A 17,506-nucleotide genomic window follows, 5' to 3' on the forward strand; every position below is an offset into this window, starting at 1 on the left:
AAAGGAATGGTTATGATCGTTACTACCGTCAATACCGAAAACGCGCCCGCCGCAATCGGACCGTATTCACAGGCCACCATTTACAATTCCCAGGCATTCATCAGCGGACAACTCGGCCTTGTCCCGGCAACAGGTGAATTCATTTCCGAGGATGTGGAGGAACAGGCCCGTCAGGCTCTTGAGAATCTCAAATCCATCCTCGAAGCCTGCGGAAGCGCGTTGACCAAAGTCATCAGTGTGGATGTATTCCTCACCGACATGAACGACTTTGCCAAAGTCAATGCAGTCTATTCCGAATTCTTCTCCCAACACAAGCCCGCAAGAGCCGCAGTAGAAGTAAGCGGATTGCCCAAAGGCGGACTTGTTGAGATTAAATGCATTGCTGCGATATAATGATGCCTCCGGCGGCTGGGGAAGGGGAAACTCTTGCAAGAGTTTCCCCTTCCCCAGACCCCATCCCCTTCAGAACCTTTTAATTTGGCTTCGCCGCTTCGCTTGGCAAATCCACATTTTTGTATTTCATACTTTACAAATTTCGGCAAAAACTACCGCCAAAATCCCGTCTATTTTCCGACACTCCATCCTTTCTGATTTTTGACATCTATCCCCTCCATAAAAAACATCACATGATAAAAAGCACTTACTCACCCCCACTAAAACTTGGCACGTATACTGCTTTAAACAAATCAAGACGGACACAAGAACAGACTAAACAAACACAAAAAAAATTTTAAAAATAAGAGTCGTTCTTCACCCATCTATAAGAAAATGTTCTGGACTGATAGGCGAGTGCAGGAAACGGTAGAAACGAACAGCTTAGAAAAAAATTATACACAAAAGCGATTCTGCCCTCCCTCCCGCGATTGATCCGGACATTTTTTTATGCCCAAATTTCAACCCCCTTAAAGGATTGCCCTTCCTTCATACTCCTGTTATCGATTCCGCCATGACACAGGAAAAATTCACCAACCCTTTCAGCATAGTTCTCTTTGAACCGGAAATCCCACCCAATACCGGCAACATTGCCCGGCTTTGCGCCGGAACAAATACCCCGCTGCATCTCATCAAGCCGCTGGGATTTTCCATTTCCGATAAACACCTCAAGCGGGCCGGGCTTGACTACTGGCCCAAGGTAAAACTCTCGGTCTGGGAAAACTGGCAGGATTACAAGGAAAACGCCAAGCCCCGAAGGTTGGTCACCACCAGTGCCAAACGGGGCACCCATCTTTTTAATTTCAAATTCATGCCCGGAGACCATCTCGTGCTCGGCCCGGAAACACGGGGCTTACCGGAATGGATGTTCGATGAGTTCGAACATGCAGTAAATATCCCCACCACGGATAATGTTCGCAGCCTGAACCTTTCCACCTCTGCGGGAATTATTCTTTATCAGGCCCTGTCATGTCTGGATGAAAACATTTCATTTAAATAAATCAAGGCAGTACCTTTACTGCACATCATTTTGTACCTGCACTTTCTTGCATAACACTACGGCAACAGGTATGTTCGCCATTCATAATTTTTAATTATCAGCGGAGACAATATGCGACTTCTCATTACCGGCGGATGCGGTTTTATCGGCACCAATTTCATCTACCTCATGAAAGAACGGCATCCGGGCTGGAAACTGTTCAATCTCGACAAACTGACCTATGCCGGGAACCGCAAAAACCTGCTCCAGCTGGAACAGGACGAAAACTCCGGCTACACATTTCTGCACGGCGACATCTGCGACAAGGATTTCGTTACCTCCGTACTGCACGATTACAAAATCGATGCTGTGGTCAACTTCGCGGCGGAATCCCATGTGGACCGTTCCATCAACGACCCCGCACCTTTTTTGACCACCAACACCCTCGGCGCCCAGAATATGATGGAATGCGCACGCAGTGCCGGAATCGAAAAATTCGTCCACGTCTCCACAGATGAAGTCTACGGCACCCTCGGTCCAGAAGATCCGGCCTTCAGCGAAGAAAACCCCCTTGAACCGAACAGTCCTTACTCCGCCTCCAAAGCCGGAGCAGACCTCATGGCACGGGCCTACTTCGAGACCTACAAATTTCCCGTATCCATAACCCGTTGCTCAAACAACTACGGTCCCTACCAGTTCCCGGAAAAGCTCATCCCGCTCATGTTCATTAAAGCTGGTGCTGGTGAGAGTCTGCCCATCTACGGTGACGGTTCCAATATCCGCGACTGGATTTACGTTGACGACCATTGCACCGGGGTGGAACTGACCCTGCTCAAAGGACAGCCCGGTAAAGCCTACAACTTCGGCGGTGCTGCGGAAAAGACCAATCTTGAGCTGGTTAAAGAACTTCTCAATATTCTCGGAAAAGATGAGTCTCTCATTACCTATGTCAAAGACAGGCCCGGTCATGACATGCGATATGCCATGGACTACTCACTGGCAGAAAAGGAACTGGGATTCACTCCGGCAGTGACTTTTGATGAAGGGATCCGCAAAACAGTTGAATGGTACCAGAGCAACTCAGACTGGCTCGAAGAAGTTCGCAGCGGAGCCTACCGTGAATTCATGGACCAATGGTACGGAGAACGAAAGTGATTGATTTAGCAGGTAAAAAGGCAATAATCCTCGGCGGACGCAACGGACTGCTCGGACAGGCACTAGCCCAAAAGCTTGAGCAGCAGGAGATAGTAACCATTCCCCTGTCCCGCTCCGACTTCGATCCACTGGATGAAGACTCCCTGAGTGCATTTATGGAAAGGGAAGAGCCGGATTTCGTATTCAACACCGTGGCCTACACCATGGTCGATCAGGCCGAAGACGAGGAAAACAAAGCCCACCTGCTGAACACCACCCTGCCCGCCACACTGGGCAGACTCTGCAAACAAAGCGGTGCCAAGCTGATTCATTACAGCACGGATTTTGTCTTTGACGGCAAAAAAGACTCTCCCTACACAGAAGAAGACCGGACCAATCCTAAATCCGTATACGGTGAAACCAAACTGGCCGGGGAAGAACGTATTATTGAACTGAATTATGATGATTTTCTGATCATCCGCACTGCATGGCTCTTCGGCCCGCACAGAACAAATTTCGTTCATAAAATCGTGAACTTCGCCAAGGAACGTGAAAACCTGACCGTTGTCCATGACCAGAACGGCTCGCCGACCTACACCCCGGATCTAGCAGAGTACTCCATAGAACTGCTCAAACATGAAGCCAAAGGAATTTTCAATTTAGTCAACTCCGGCAAAGCAAGCTGGTGCGAACTGGCCACCGAGGCTGTGGACAGCTGCGCCATCAACTGCCGGGTCGACCCAGTCCCCACCTCCGCCTACCCCACCAAGGCCAAGAGACCGCCCTACTCTGTTCTGGACACTTCCAAGTTTACCGAGGTGACCGGGATAACCCCGCGCCCGTGGGTACAGGCTCTCAGGGACTACGTATACAACGACCAGAAAGACCATCAGGAAGATTAATCTTCCCCAAAAAGGAAAAATGAAAAAAATATCCCCTGAACTCGTGCGGGATTCCATCCAGTCTGCCATGACCCTGTTCTGCATCTGGGTGGGATACCGCTTTTATCTTTTCTATGAATGGATGATCGGCAATTCTGATATTGCCGTAAGCAAACCCGGTGCGGTGGAAGGATTTCTGCCCATCAGCGCACTGCTTTCCCTGAAACAGCTTTTCGCTCAAGGTATATTTGATGAGGTACACCCGGCCGGGCTGACCATCTTCATAGCGGTTATGGTCATGAGCCTGATCGTGCGTAAAGGTTTCTGCGGCTATCTCTGCCCGGTGGGCTTTATCCACAACCTGCTGCACCGCTTGGGCCGCAAAACAGGAAAACAAATCACTATCAAAGGCAAGATAGAACTGGGGATGCTCATTCCCAAATACATACTGCTGGCCTTTTTTGCGAATATGGTTTTCTTCAAGATGAGCGCGCGCGAAGTAGACGCATTTATCCACTCGCCGTACAACTTCACCGCAGAAGCGCGGATGCTCCACTTCTTCACCGACATGAGCCTGACTGCAGCATTGGTTGTCGGGGCAATAATCGTGCTGGGCGTCTTCATCCCTTACTTCTGGTGCCGCTTCCTGTGTCCCTACGGAGCTCTGTTGGGCATCCTCTCCAAGGCTTCTCCCATTGCCATTAAACGTGATGAAGAAAAATGCATCAGTTGCGGAAAATGCAACAAAGCCTGCCCCGGCGGAATTGAAGTTGACACCAAAAAAACCATCAATTCCGCTGAATGCGTAGGCTGCACCCAGTGCATCAACGCATGCCCTGTGGACGGCTGCCTGAACGTCACTGACCGCCTTAGCCGGGTAAAACTGCCGTGGTATGTAATAGCCGCAGGTTCATTGATCATTCTGCTTGTCTATTATGCAGCAGCAAAATTCACCAACCACTGGGATTCCCCCTACCCGCTGGAAATGCTGCGCAAATATTATATGATGATGTAGCAGCTAAAATTTATAGCAACTTAAAAAAACGGCATTTTCCCCCTTTACGGGCTGGAAGATGCCGTTTTTTGTGTTCATGGTCATTTTTAAAAAATACGTTTATAATCAGGATCAAACCATCCCGCAGCCCTTTGAAGGAAACAACCATGAACCGCAAGACTGTTTTCAAATTACTTTTCGCAGCCCTGTTTCTGCTCTTTATCTATTGGATCTCCACCTATTTCATGGCCTACACCGATGACGCCTATCTTGAAACGGATATCATCCGCACGGCCCCACGGGTACAGGGACATATTCAGGAAGTTGCCGTAAAGGACAATCAGCAGGTATTAAAAGGAAACTTACTGGCTGTCATCGATCCTACCCCCTTCCAGATTGCCCTGAACAGCGCACAGGCAAAATTGGCCCAGACCAAAGCCAGACTTGATATGCAGCAGAAAAACCTGCTGGCCGCAGATGCCGTTTTCAAAGAAACACAGGCTGCACTCACACTGGCTGAAAAAACGGAAAAACGGTTCCGCAAGCTGATAAAATCCAAGACCGTTTCCAGACAGGTTTACGACGAAAAGTTGGAAGAATACCGCAAAGCTATGGACAGGAACAAGGAAGCAGCATCGGAAGTTGATGAGGCAAAAGCGGCTGTACAGGCCCAGCAGCATGAACTACGCCACGCTGAGTCCCAGTTGAATCTGGCCGAATATGAGATGGAACACACCAGACTCTATGCCCCGGTGAACGGATTCATCACCGCACTTAAAATCAAGCCCGGTGATTTCGCCAAAGTGGGCCAGCCCATCATGGCCGTGGTTTCAGATGAAGACTGGCGGGTTATCGCCAATTACCGGGAACAGCTGGTCCGCCATATTAAACCGGGCCAGCACGTAACCGTACATCTTGATAATTACCCGTGGAACCTTTTCTCAGGAAAAGTACAAGGAATTGCCCGGGGCGTTTCGCGCAATCCCATCACTGATAAACTTCTGCCCTATGTAGAACCGAAGACCAACTGGATCAGGCTTTCCCGCCGCTTTCCGGTACGCATAGAAATCGAAGTTCCGCACGGAACACGCTTACTGAGCGGTTCCGATGTCCGCACGCTGGTTATTTATTAAGGATGACATGATGTACGCAGCCAGTGCCTTCGAAGAATTCAAACAGGGCCTTGCCCATGAATTGAGTCATTTCAGCAGGACTCAGGCCCGCTGTGCTCTGGGGGCAGCCACGGCCGCACTCTGCGCCGTACTCATCGCCAACTGGCTTAATCTGGAAAAGCCCTACTGGGCCGGAATTTCCGCGCTGGTAGTTTCCCGCTCAAGCTATGATGCCTCCCTCGTCAAAGGCATTCTGCGCATTATCGGGACAATCTGCGGCTGTGTGCTGGCCCTGATCCTGCTGGGAGCATTCATTGGTAATGTTTTTGCCATTCTGTGCATTATCTTTTTTACTTCCGTTGCAACTGTTGTGGTCACGGAAATTCGGGGCAAGGACAGTTATGCATGGTCCATGTCCGGATTCATGATTGTGCTGCTCTCCATTGCCGGACTGGTAGTGCCGCAGAATATTTTCGATTTCGCATTCTTCCGCACTTTTGAAATCAGTCTCGGAACACTCATGGCTATTGTCATGAGTGCGGTCTTCGTTGGTTCGGAGCCGGATGAAAATATACCCGTGACGTCTCCATCCGCTAACAGTAAAATTTCCCCTGCACAGGAATCTGAACTGATCAAACAGGCTATCAGTCTGGCCTTGGCCATGGTTTCAGTGCCGCTGATCTGGAGATGGCTGGACCTGCCGGGAATCCTTCAAATCGGGGTAACTTCCCTGATTCTGCTCCAACCCTCCCCGGAGCTGACATGGCGCAAAGGTATTTTACGCATCAGCGGATGTGTAATCGGCGGGAGCATCGGCCTGCTCCTGCTGGGAACCACACCGGGCCACTACCTGATCACATGGGCGGCGTCATACTGGGTTTTGCTGTTAATTTTTTCCTATATCGACCACGGAGACCCTCGCTGCTCATATATGGGACTTCAAGGCGGCATAGCCCTCACTTTAACCCTTGTGCAGGGACTGGGCCCCGGAACCGAACTTCAGCCGCCCATAACCCGGCTGTGCGGCATTCTTGCTGCACTAGTGCTCTGGAATATCATCCATGCCCTTTTAGAAAAAAATTAAGACGTAAAAACAACAACCTTGTGTCTACTGAAAAACAGCCCTTCATATTATCAGTACCAGATCTGCTGAATTTCCTGCTTAAAATGGGTAAGAAAAATCTGTTCTGTCAGGCTGGGAACTTTAGTTTTAAACTGCACTAAAGAAATACGATTTATAGTAGATTTTTTCGGTGCAGGAATAGAAATGATCCTGCCCTCTTTAAGTTGTCCTCGAACAAGATGGGATGCGGTGATGCTGAGTCCCAAATGGCTCTCAATGCCCTCCATCACTGTTTGAAAACTATCAGTTTCCAGCACAACATTAAGCTTGGAAACAGCCTTGCCGAAATGGTAACTGAACCAATTTGTAACTGCCAGAGCGTCAAGATGGCAGGAGATAAAATCCTGTCTGACAAGATTTTCCAACGAATAGTCACCACACAATCTTTCTTCACAATACTCTTTAGATCCGGCCAGAATAAGCTCTTCGTCAATCACCTTTTCGAATCTGTATTGCTTCAAATTATCCAACGGCATGCGCTGAACCAGATATTCATCAATGATTGCGATATCAAGTTGGCCTTTATCAAGCATGGAAAAAATTCGATTTGCATCACCAAGCCATAACTTAAAGCTCACTTTTGGATATATGCGACGAAATGCCGCAAAGTTTTTTGGCAGATAAGCTTTACCGAATCCATGAGGAGAACCAACTCTGAGTTCACCTGAAGGAATTTCTTTGGACTGCGCTATAGTCCGCAAACCAAGTTCCAACTCATGAAAAAAAGGCTTTAAAATTGATAATAATCTCTGCGCGTCAGAGGTCGGAATCAACCGTTTGTGCAGACGGGTAAAAAGAAGAGTTTCAAGCTCCGTTTCAAGCTTCTTTAACTGCTGGCTTACCGCAGACTGGGTTATATTCAATTCCTCTGCAGCCTTGGCTACACTCTGTTTGGTAAAAACATAATAGAAAACCTTAAGTCGATTTAAATCGGGATGACTTAGCAAAACTAATCCTATAGCTTAAATGTTTTAATTTTACTAAAGCAATGCCGCACGATATTGTCAACACCTACATCAAATATTAAACCCACCCGGAGCAATCAGTGCCAGCTTTAGAAATCACTATATTTGCTTTTGCAACATGCGCCACACCCGGCCCTGTAAATATCGTTGCAAGTTTACTAGGATCTCAAAACGGGATAAAAGTTAGTATCCCCTTTGTGTTAGGAGCAACTCTAGGATTGTCATTTGTCATACTTGTAGCAAGTTTCGGTGTAAGCCAAATCTTAAAAACCAACGAAACTCTGGCAAATGGTCTTACATTAATCGGTTCCATCTATCTCCTGTATCTTGCTTTTTTGATGTCCCAAAAAAACTCAACAATAGAAATAGATTCAGAAACAAATCAAACAGCAGGATTCTATCAAGGTGCAATCCTGCAACTCCTCAATCCCAAAGCATGGCTGGTTTCCATGTCCGGCTTGGCGATGTATCTAAACGCATCTGAAAACTCAATGCTAACATTTTATATCCTGATGTTTTTCATCGCCTGCTTTTTCTCCGTATTTATTTGGGTCTGCCTTGGCAGTCTTATCGCGACAAAACTCAAAAGCACCCATCTGACAATCTTTAACCGATCCATGGCAGCATTATTGATAATTTTGGTCTTCTGCAATCTTAGCAATATGCTTTAAAAAAATTAAGCCCGGCTGAGAAATCTCAACCGGGCTTAACTCATTTTATTTTAAGCGACTTTAGACTTTAGCAGCCTGAAGTTCTTCGACAGTGTATTCCCATACGGTGTCGTGAGGCTCAAGTTTTTCTTCAGCGAAGAAACGGGGCAGCTGGTCGTCAGCTTTGGTGAAACCTGCTTTACGGTTGAACTCAAGCTCATCCTTAAGGGTGTTCACGCCAAGTGCGATGAAGTCATCAGCGGTGAATTCGATACCGTGTGTTGCGGCAACGAGGTCACACATGCACTGTACTGCATCTTCAGTATCCAGAACCGCGAAAGCTACGAACAGGCAGAGGCCGAGACCATCGATGGTTGCGGTAGCAATCTGGAGGTTCTTGGAAAGTTCGATCTGACCTTCCTTGGAAAGAGGATCAACATCACCACCAACCTTGAGGATGTTGGTAGCTACTGCGTAACCGGCAGTGTGGTCACCGCCCATGGGGGTGGTTGCGTAGGTAACGCCGACACCCTTAACGGAACGGGGATCGTATGCGGGCAGCCCCTGCCCCTTAACGGTGGGAATGCGGTCTACGCCGAAAGCCTGACCTGCGAAGTCTGCACCGTTACCGATGATGCGGCCCATGGCATCGGAAGAACCGATTTTCTTGAGCAGCTCGATACCTGCTTTACCGTCGCCCCAGTTGAGGACGCCGCCGTCCATTGCAACAGCCATAGTACAACCCATTTCAATGGTGTCGATACCTTTTTCGTCGCAGATACGGTCCATGGTTGCGATATCGTCGATGTCTTTGATCAGGCAGTTTGCGCCGAAGCCCCAAACAGTTTCGTACTCAAAACCGGAGGTCAGGTAGTTGCCGTCTTTATCGTTGTAACGCTGGGAGCATTGGATAACGCAACCGGTGTGGCAACCTTCTTTGGTCTTACCACCGCGTGATTCAATAACTTCAGCAATCTTTTCACCGGAGATTTCTGCTGCATCGTCGAAACGACCGTAGCGGAAGTTTTTGGTGGGCAGCGCGCCTGCTTCGTTAATGATGTTAACGAGAATGGCGGTACCGAATGCGGGCAGACCTTCGCTGGTTACGGGGTGCCCCATGAGGATTTCGAGCCAACGCTTACGGGCAACCTTAAACGCTTCTTCATTAACAGGCTTAATGCGGCCCTTTGCATCAGGATCAAGAACAACAGCCTTGACCTTTTTGGAGCCCATAACCGCACCCATGCCGCCACGACCGGCGGAACGTGCGGGATTCAGATGCGGATCGGAAAACTGGATGGTGGATGCTGCGAGACACTGTTCGCCGGCAGGGCCTGCCAGAGCGGTAACAGCTTTGTCGCCGTACATTTTTTTAAGCTCTTCGTGTGCGGGATAGTTATCCATGCCCACGATAGGAGTAGCGTCTTTGAATTCTACACGGTCGGCATAAATTTCAACGATGGAGAAAGGTGCGTCCATTTCAGGTTTGTCTTCAAAGACAACAGCCAGAATGTCCATGCGGGGCAGTGCCTGTGCGAACTGTCCGCCGGAGTTACTTTCTTTGATACCGCCGGTCAGGGGAGACTTGGCACCGCAGGAGAGTCTGCCGGAGTTTGCAGCACCGGAACCTGCGAGGATACCTGCAGCCCAAACGAGCTTGTTCTCTGCGGAAAGAGGATGACAATCACCGGGAACTTCGTTGTTTACGACTTTGGAAGTCAGGGCGCGTCCACCGAGACCAGCGTAATCACCGAGTTCTTCAAACTTGAACTCTTTGGTACGGGTATTAATTCTAAGAATTCTGGGCATAATAACCACCTATAAATTTTGAAAAATTAGTAAAACCAACCTTCGTTCTTAAATAAAGCATTTCCGTTAATAAGTGGGTCAATTATATACCTGCAGTCATTATTGTCAAAGATTTTAAATTATATCCCCCTAAGCACATAATTTTTAATTATATCTTTTTTGGCATATTTAGTTTTTTTGTTGCAAAACAGCACCACCAACTACGAATACTACATAAGACACTAAACACAACACCCCTAACACTGCATTCAAAAATCATCATATAACAAAAAATACATAGCAACATATCACTCAAAATAAAAAATACATTTTTCAGGAACAATTGACGAAAAGTCCTTCTTAGGAATATTTTTGTGAGTATGAAAGAAACAAAACCAAGCATGGAAACCAGAATTCGTGAAGCGACGGGGCAACCGGAAAAACTCGAAGAAATATACCGCGATGACCCCGGTAAATTTCAAAGTCTTTACTGCGAGGCGTTCTCTGACAATAAAGATTCTGTTTTATTTCGGGCATGGCAGGCAAGGCTGGATTATTCCACAGTAAAAACCAGGACTCTTTCCAATTCGGACCTGCTGATAATGCTCGTGATCTGCCTTTGCGCCGGAAGCATACTCAAAATCCCCGACCATACAGCTATTAATTATGATGATTATTTAGGCTGGATGATCTCGCTTGTCCCGCTCTCGGCAATGTTCATGTTCACTATGCATATGCGCGGCTGGCCCCGGATGCGAACCTTGATCGGTGCGGCAATCAGCACTTTCATGGCCGTGGCCATTCTGCTGCTGCCCAAAGAATGGCCTGATGTTTACACACTTACCTGCCTTAACCTGCCGTTTCTGCTCTGGTCTTTATACGGACTGAGCCGCCTTGGAGATGATTGGCGATCAAGTAAAGGGCGTATCGAATTTCTACGTTTCAGCGGTGAATTTATCATCCATTCCGGGCTGTTCTTTCTCGGCGGGGGAATTCTGTTGCTGCTGACGTTCGGTCTATTTGATCTCCTGAATGTTCCCACCAGCTGGATACTTGAATATCCGGGAGTGTACGGACTGGCTTCAATTCCTCTTGTTGCTGCATGGGCAACCGACACCTACTCTGCAGCCCGCAAACTGGTCCCCCTGCTGGCCCGAATATTCTCACCGCTGCTGCTGGTGCTTATTTTCAGCTACATGGGTGCCATGGCTTTGAATGCTAATGAACTTTTTCAAGACCGATCCACCCTGCTCACCTACAATATCCTGCTGCTGACAGTTCTTGCCACCGCAATTTTCACCCTCACCGGACGGGGTGAAAAGGAATCCGGAAAGCTCGCTACCGCCGTAATCAGCCTCATGGTTGCCGGAACTATTTTTCTTGATCTGGTAGGAATCAGTGCCATCGGCTGGCGGATCTTTGAATACGGTATCACCGCAAACCGGTTGACCGTGCTCGGTTCCAATCTGGTGGTCTTCGGCAATTTGACCGTTATGGGCATCGGCTACCTGAATTATCACAAGGGCAGCGGAACACTGGGTGATATAGAAAGCGCGCTTGGAAAATACCTTCCTGCCTATCTGATCTGGACCGGATTTTCTGTCTTAATTCTACCATGGATGTTCAGATACTAACTCATCGGCGAAGCCGTAATAAAAGGTTTTGGGATTCTTGCTTTAGCTCTTAGGCGAGCGGTCTTTCCGCGAGTCTTAGAGATAAAGACAGTGGAACAAACCCTTTTGCAAAAGGGTTTAAGGCCCCCGGCAGGGCCCCCGGAGGCATCTTTAAAACAAAAAAAAGCGGGAACGACCTGAGCCGTTCCCGCTTTGAATAAGCCTTGGAAGAAAACCGAAGCTATGCTGCTTCAGCTTCCTCTCTGTCATCTCCGATTGCGCTGGGGCCGAATCCGAGCAGGATGGGGCTGGCAACAAAGATGGAGGAGTAGGTACCGACACCTACACCGATGAGCAGTGCGAGAGCGAAATCGTGGATTACGCCGCCGCCCAGTGCGAACAGGGCCGCAACAACCAGCAGGGTGGTGCCGGAAGTGAGGATGGTTCTGCTCAGGGTCTGGTTGATACTGATATTGATGGTCTCTGCAAGAGAATCACTGATCTTGCCGAGCAGGTTCTCACGGATACGGTCGAAAACGATGATGGTATCGTTCAGAGAGTAACCGATGATGGTCAGCAGGGCCGCGATGATGGTCAGGTCGAACTCCTTGCCGAGCAGGGAGAAGATACCGACTGTGATCAGAATATCATGGATGAGTGCCACAATGGCCCCCAACGCGTAATTCAATTTCAGATACCAGCACAAACCGACAGTGATGAACAGGGCACCGAAAATAAGCACGGTGGTGGACATACCCAGCAGCTGCAGGGCACTGATTCCGGCAAAAAGGCCACCGGCCATAATTGCCGCTGCGAACCAACGTTGCTCAAAACGGCCGGAGATGTAGATAGCGATCAGGAGCACTGCGAAGTACAGGGCCTCAATGGCCTTGGTCCGCAGGTCGGCACCGACTTTGGGACCAACCATTTCCAGACGCTGGATTTCAAATCCGGTTCCTTTCAGACCGGACTCAAGTCCGGCAGAGATGTTATCCCGCACTTCAGAAGAACTGATCTCGGAAGAAGAAGTTCTGAGCAGGATTTCATTATCGTCGTCATGACCGAAGCTCTGGACAACCAGTCCGGGGAGCTTAGCGTCCTCAAGGGCACCTTTTACAGCCTTTACATCTACTTTCTTATCAAACTTAACCTGAACCACGATACCGCCGGCAAAGTCGATGCCGTACTTGGGGCCGCCGTTCATGATCAGCGAACCGAGCCCGAGCAGGATCAGCACAGCGGAAACGATGAACGCTTTGCCCTTTGCTCCGATAAAATCGATCTTGGTATCGGGTTTAATTATCTGCAATCCCATTTATTCACTCTCCTTAAATGTTCAGCGGTGCATCGGCGGCACGCTTGGAGGTGTAAAGCTCAAACAAGATGCGGGTCACGAAAATAGCGGTGAACATGGAGGTAAGAATACCCAGAGTAAGTGTTACCGCAAAACCGCGCACCGGCCCGGTACCGAACTGGTAAAGAATAACCGCAGCGATCACAGTGGTGATGTTTGCGTCCAGAATGGTCAGGGTTGCCCTGCTGTAGCCTTCTACGATAGCGGCTTTAGCGGTCAGTCCCCGTCTTAATTCTTCACGTATGCGTTCGAAGATGATGACGTTAGCATCAACAGCCATACCGATGGTCAGGATGATACCCGCGATACCGGGCAGAGTCAGGGTTGCGCCGAAAGCCGCCAGACCTGCGAGAATCAGCACCACGTTGAGCACCAGCACAACGTCGGCAACGAAACCTGCAAAGCCGTAGTAGGCGAGCATGAAGATCAGCACCAGCACACTACCTGCGATAGCGGCGGAGATACCCTTATCAATGGATTCCTGTCCCAAGGAAGGACCGACTGTTCTCTGCTCAAGGATTTTAACCGGAGCAGGAAGAGAACCGGCACGCAGAACAATGGCGAGGTCATGGGCCTCATCAGTGGTGTAGCTTCCGGTGATGGAAGCGCGGCCGCCTGCGATCTTATCCTGAATGGTCGGTGCGGAATATACTTTACCGTCCAGAACGATTGCCATCTGTCTCTTGATGTTCTCACCGGTAACCCGTTCAAAAATTCTTGCGCCCCTGCTGTTGAAGTTCAGGGTTACGTAAGGCTGGTTGAACTGGTCAAAACGAGTCTGCGCATCAGTGATGTATTCACCGGTCAGCATGGCGTCTTTCTTGAGGACAATGGGTTTTTCGACATAGGAACCGTCGGGAAGTCTGTGTCTGATGACAGTAACTTCACGTCCGGGTGCAACGATGCCCTTCTGTGCTTTTTCAAGATCAGCACCCTCATCCACCAGTTTGAATTCAAGGTGGGCGGTTTTACCGATGATCTTGATCGCTCTTTCGGGATCCTGCATACCGGGCAGCTGCACCTGAATGCGGTTGCCCTGCTGCTTGCGGATATCCGGCTCAGCAACACCGAACTGGTCAATACGGTTGCGGATGGTTTTGATTGCCTGATCCATGGTCAGCTTGGTCAGGTACTTTTTGTATTCCGGAGTGGGAGCAAAAACGTAAGTGACTTTGCCGTCAGGCTTCACTGCGGTGCTGAGGATGGTCAGGTTGCCGAAGGAATCTTTAACAAGCTTTTCCAGCTTTTCCTTCTGGGCTTCCTTGAGGAGAACCGCTTCGATTCTCTCACCCTTGAGCACTTTAGGCTTCAATACAATTACGCCTTCCTCGCGGGCTACGGCCTTGAGGTCGTCTCCCATGCGGGCAAGGTTGTTATCCATGGCTTTATCCATATCAACACCGAGTGTGAGGTGGATTCCGCCCTTAAGGTCAAGTCCCAAACTGATTTTGTCATCAGGCAGGATGCTTGCCATTCCCGAATTCTGAACCGCAGGCAGTGAAGGAAGGAGGTAAGCAACTCCAAACACGACAACAAGCAGGGTCAGGATAATTTTCCAACGAAGACTCCCGTTCATCTCCTCTCCCTTTATAAATTCAACTAGGATAGGTTACAAAAACACTAAAAAGGCAAGCACTTCCGGCTTAACCGAAAAGCGACTTGCCTTGATAGGCTTCACTACACAAAAAGATTATTTATCTTTCTTTTCTTCTTTCTTCGCAGCATTTGCGAGATTGGAAACAAAAGATCTTTCTACTTTGACCTGAAGGCCTTCAGCAAGTTCCACGGTCAGCTCATCGCCATCAACGGCGGTTACGCGGCCGTAGATACCGCCTGCGGTAAGAACACGGTCACCCCTCTGGATTGCATCCAGCATTGCTTTGTGCTCTTTGGCTTTTTTCTGCTGCGGTCTGATGAGCAGAAAATAGAAAATTGCAAACATGAGGATGAGAGGGAGAAAAGAACCGAGTGCGCCCATAGGCCCGCCCTGGGCCTGCTGTCCGGCTGCACCCATCGCATGAGCGATATCTGCAAAAAACATTACGTCCTCCTGAAAAGACTGTGTATAAATAAAACAATCCCCCCGCTGCCTGAACATCTGCGTCCGGGCACGGGAGCCCTTAATGACAATTACAACTGATGATCAATAAAAGAATTAATATAAATATGCAACAATTTCCGCACCCCAACCGCCAATAAAGCCTTAAAAAGAACTACCCGGGATAATTAACCATTTTTCGGATTCCAAACTTTTTCAAAAAAATCATCCGGCCAGAGAAGCACGTCCGGTTTTCCAGCGCATAATTTTTCCTTTATCCGCCCGTCAATTTCAATTTTGAATTTGATAAATGATGTGTACACCCCGGCGCAATCAATATCGCCCGCCAGAACATACCCCGCAAGCCGCTGATCCTTAAAAACCAGCTTGCGGTAAATCTGTTTTTCTTCATCAAAAAAGACGCAAGCCTCATAACCGGGAGCACCATCCTCCGGATCGACCTCCCCCATACACATGAGCGGCAGGCCGAATAAAGTACTGGAAACCATGGACAGTGCCGGATTATCTTCACTGCCGGAAACCGCAACGGCTCCGGCCTCCAAAAAACTCTTATCCTTCAGCAGTACTCCGCGCAAGCCCCCTTCTTTATCACGGATAATATCCTTAACTTCTGCACCGCAACGGATGATCACCCCGGCTTCTCGCATACGTCTTGCGGCAAGCTCCGCCCCTTGCGCATCGCAAACACCACGAAGCACACGCTGCCCGCTTTCAATTACAGCAACTTCAACACCGCGATTATGAAACATTTGGGCCGCCTGCAATCCTATAACACCGCCACCAAGCACAACCGCCCTTTTGATCTTTGCTGCAACTTCCTCAAGCCGGACAACATCCTCAACGCCGTCCAAATTGTAGATATCAGCACCCTTCATGGATCTGTCTCTCCTCAAATTTCAAGGCACGGTTGGGACAGGCTTCCACGCAGGCCGGGCCGTTTTCCCTGCCGGAACAGAGGTCGCATTTGATAATCTTATCATTATATTTATCGCGCCGGATTACTCCATAAGGACAAGCCATGAGGCAGGACCAGCAGCCCGTACATTTCTCAACATCGTAAGCCGTGATTCCGGTAACCTCATCTTTATAAAGCGCACCGGAACTGCAAACCGGAACACACTCCGGTTCCGCACAATGTCTACAACTGAGCGCAACACTGCACTCTTCATTTTCCAATAAAATTTTGCGTGACTGCAAACCGTCAGCCCGCTCGCGGGTATATGCCTGAATCAAATCCCCGGATTCGCTATGAGCGGTCAGGCAGGCCAGCTCACACAGGCCGCAGCCCATGCAATACTCTTTATCTGGATAAATTCGTTTCATTATTTATTGACCCGCGTGCTTTACTTCTAAAATTTCCATTGCATTTTCAGACAGCCCCACGGCCCGCAGCTTGCTTCTGTCGCCACACAATTTTTTATGTGAATCCACCCCCATTTCAACGAGCATTTCTCCAATTTCCCGCGACCAGCGGTAAACTAAATCTGTAATCTGCTCCGCTCCAACTTCCGGGTTCTGACGCTTGCGCAATTTAGGATCGTTGGTCGCAATCCCCCACGGGCATTTTCCTGTATGGCAATGCCCGCAAAGGGTGCAACCGACAGCAGCTAAGGCGGCTTCTCCGATATTTACTGCATCTGCTCCAAGGGCGATGATCTTAAGCACATCCGTACTGCACCGAAGATATCCTCCGGCAATCAACGAAACATTTGAGCGCAGCCCTTCCTGACGCAGCCTTTTATCCACACAGGCTAAAGCAAGCTCCATGGGCATACCGGGAATTCTAGCGTCCGAGTATTCAAGACTCAATTGCTTCGCCCCGTTACAGACCTCAGCAACTGCGACTTCGGCAACATTGTGTGACGGGAATAACTTTACAGCCTGCGCAGGATTACAGACAACACCGAGCTTTTCAGCTGCCATTTCCATTGCTTTTTGCAGGTTGGGATTAAATATTTTCCGGGAGGTCTCGCCCAAAACAAAGAATCCGGAAGGACCTGTCGGAGTGCCCGGACCGCCATGAGCAGAGCCGGGTTGCCCGCAATCAAGCAGCAGACGCTCCCGGTGAAATGAAAACTCCGGCTTAAATATAGACGGATTTCCAGACATCCCGCTTTCGGCCTGAATGGACAAAGCCCCGGTTGGACACATTGCCGCACAACGCAGACAGCCGATACATTTGCTGTTGTCATGAGCGAGTCTTCCCCGTGCGTTATTCCAGAAGTGCGCTTCGTAAGAGCACTGGTTGATGCAGCCCCTGCAATTAATGCACAACTCCGGGTCACGCTTTATGCGGAATTGCGGGAAAGAATTTGTTATTTTTCTGAAAAGCAAGAATGCCTCCGGCGGCTCTCCGAGGGGCCTATCGGCGATCCCTCCGGGGGCTTAAACCCTTTTGCAAAAGGGTTTAAGAATCCCAAAA

General features: G+C 49.1%; 17 protein-coding genes. 9 read left to right on the forward strand and 8 right to left on the reverse strand.

The window, feature by feature from the left end; translation table 11 throughout:
* Nucleotides 1–12: 12 nt before the first annotated feature.
* The 7 genes from FMR86_RS11835 (at nucleotide 13) to FMR86_RS11865 (ending at nucleotide 6,616) form a co-directional block, all read left to right on the forward strand.
* A complete protein-coding gene (locus FMR86_RS11835) occupies nucleotides 13–393 on the forward strand; it encodes a RidA family protein (protein WP_163351612.1) in 381 nt (126 codons plus the stop codon).
* Between the two features lie 553 nt (nucleotides 394–946).
* On the forward strand, nucleotides 947–1,432 hold the full coding sequence (locus tag FMR86_RS11840) for a tRNA (cytidine(34)-2'-O)-methyltransferase (protein WP_163351613.1): 486 nt from the start codon (nucleotides 947–949) through the stop codon (nucleotides 1,430–1,432).
* A 111-nt stretch (nucleotides 1,433–1,543) separates the two neighbouring features.
* Nucleotides 1,544–2,566, forward strand: a complete 1,023-nt coding sequence (rfbB, locus tag FMR86_RS11845) for a dTDP-glucose 4,6-dehydratase (protein ID WP_163351614.1) — start codon at nucleotides 1,544–1,546, stop codon at nucleotides 2,564–2,566.
* The gene (rfbD, locus tag FMR86_RS11850; RefSeq protein ID WP_373682481.1) at nucleotides 2,563–3,447 is read left to right on the forward strand and encodes a dTDP-4-dehydrorhamnose reductase; all 885 of its coding nucleotides are present in this window, start codon (nucleotides 2,563–2,565) and stop codon (nucleotides 3,445–3,447) included. Before rfbB ends, rfbD begins: the two co-directional genes overlap by 4 nt.
* Before the next feature lie 19 nt (nucleotides 3,448–3,466).
* Nucleotides 3,467–4,441, forward strand: a complete 975-nt coding sequence (locus FMR86_RS11855; RefSeq protein WP_163351616.1) for a 4Fe-4S binding protein — start codon at nucleotides 3,467–3,469, stop codon at nucleotides 4,439–4,441.
* Nucleotides 4,442–4,587: 146 nt separating this feature from the next.
* Nucleotides 4,588–5,553, forward strand: a complete 966-nt coding sequence (locus tag FMR86_RS11860; protein ID WP_163351617.1) for an HlyD family secretion protein — start codon at nucleotides 4,588–4,590, stop codon at nucleotides 5,551–5,553.
* Entirely contained in the window at nucleotides 5,528–6,616 is a 1,089-nt protein-coding gene (locus FMR86_RS11865; protein ID WP_163351618.1) for an FUSC family protein, read from the forward strand. Before FMR86_RS11860 ends, FMR86_RS11865 begins: the two co-directional genes overlap by 26 nt.
* A 50-nt stretch (nucleotides 6,617–6,666) precedes the next feature.
* Here the strand turns inward: FMR86_RS11865 and FMR86_RS11870 are convergent, their stop codons facing one another.
* On the reverse strand, nucleotides 6,667–7,602 hold the full coding sequence (locus tag FMR86_RS11870) for a LysR family transcriptional regulator (protein ID WP_163351619.1): 936 nt from the start codon (nucleotides 7,600–7,602) through the stop codon (nucleotides 6,667–6,669).
* 98 nt (nucleotides 7,603–7,700) lie between these two features.
* Here FMR86_RS11870 and FMR86_RS11875 point away from each other — a divergent pair, with 98 nt between their 5' ends.
* Nucleotides 7,701–8,291, forward strand: a complete 591-nt coding sequence (locus FMR86_RS11875) for a LysE family translocator (RefSeq protein ID WP_163351620.1) — start codon at nucleotides 7,701–7,703, stop codon at nucleotides 8,289–8,291.
* 60 nt (nucleotides 8,292–8,351) lie between these two features.
* Here the strand turns inward: FMR86_RS11875 and FMR86_RS11880 are convergent, their stop codons facing one another.
* Entirely contained in the window at nucleotides 8,352–10,079 is a 1,728-nt protein-coding gene (locus tag FMR86_RS11880) for an aldehyde ferredoxin oxidoreductase family protein (RefSeq protein ID WP_163351621.1), read from the reverse strand.
* Between the two features lie 359 nt (nucleotides 10,080–10,438).
* Between FMR86_RS11880 and FMR86_RS11885 the strand changes: the two genes are divergently transcribed.
* Nucleotides 10,439–11,692, forward strand: coding sequence for a hypothetical protein (locus tag FMR86_RS11885; RefSeq protein ID WP_203544864.1), 1,254 nt, complete (start codon nucleotides 10,439–10,441; stop codon nucleotides 11,690–11,692).
* Nucleotides 11,693–11,912: 220 nt separating this feature from the next.
* Here the strand turns inward: FMR86_RS11885 and secF are convergent, their stop codons facing one another.
* The 6 genes from secF to FMR86_RS11915 all read right to left on the reverse strand — a co-directional run bounded on the left by secF (nucleotide 11,913) and on the right by FMR86_RS11915 (nucleotide 17,418).
* Nucleotides 11,913–12,986, reverse strand: coding sequence for a protein translocase subunit SecF (gene secF / locus FMR86_RS11890; protein ID WP_163351622.1), 1,074 nt, complete (start codon nucleotides 12,984–12,986; stop codon nucleotides 11,913–11,915).
* A gap of 13 nt (nucleotides 12,987–12,999) precedes the next feature.
* Nucleotides 13,000–14,601: a protein translocase subunit SecD gene (gene secD, locus FMR86_RS11895; RefSeq protein WP_163351623.1), complete on the reverse strand. Its 1,602-nt coding sequence runs from the start codon at nucleotides 14,599–14,601 to the stop codon at nucleotides 13,000–13,002.
* Between the two features lie 114 nt (nucleotides 14,602–14,715).
* Nucleotides 14,716–15,066: a preprotein translocase subunit YajC gene (gene yajC / locus FMR86_RS11900; RefSeq protein ID WP_163351624.1), complete on the reverse strand. Its 351-nt coding sequence runs from the start codon at nucleotides 15,064–15,066 to the stop codon at nucleotides 14,716–14,718.
* Between the two features lie 185 nt (nucleotides 15,067–15,251).
* A complete protein-coding gene (locus FMR86_RS11905; protein ID WP_163351625.1) occupies nucleotides 15,252–15,959 on the reverse strand; it encodes an FAD-dependent oxidoreductase in 708 nt (235 codons plus the stop codon).
* A complete protein-coding gene (locus FMR86_RS11910) occupies nucleotides 15,946–16,407 on the reverse strand; it encodes a 4Fe-4S dicluster domain-containing protein (protein ID WP_163351626.1) in 462 nt (153 codons plus the stop codon). The genes FMR86_RS11905 and FMR86_RS11910 overlap by 14 nt, the downstream gene beginning before the upstream one ends.
* A gap of 3 nt (nucleotides 16,408–16,410) precedes the next feature.
* Nucleotides 16,411–17,418, reverse strand: a complete 1,008-nt coding sequence (locus FMR86_RS11915) for a glutamate synthase-related protein (protein WP_239057226.1) — start codon at nucleotides 17,416–17,418, stop codon at nucleotides 16,411–16,413.
* Between the last annotated feature and the right edge of the window lie 88 nt (nucleotides 17,419–17,506).

Source organism: Desulfovibrio sp. JC010, from assembly GCF_010470675.1.
GTDB lineage: Bacteria > Desulfobacterota > Desulfovibrionia > Desulfovibrionales > Desulfovibrionaceae > Maridesulfovibrio.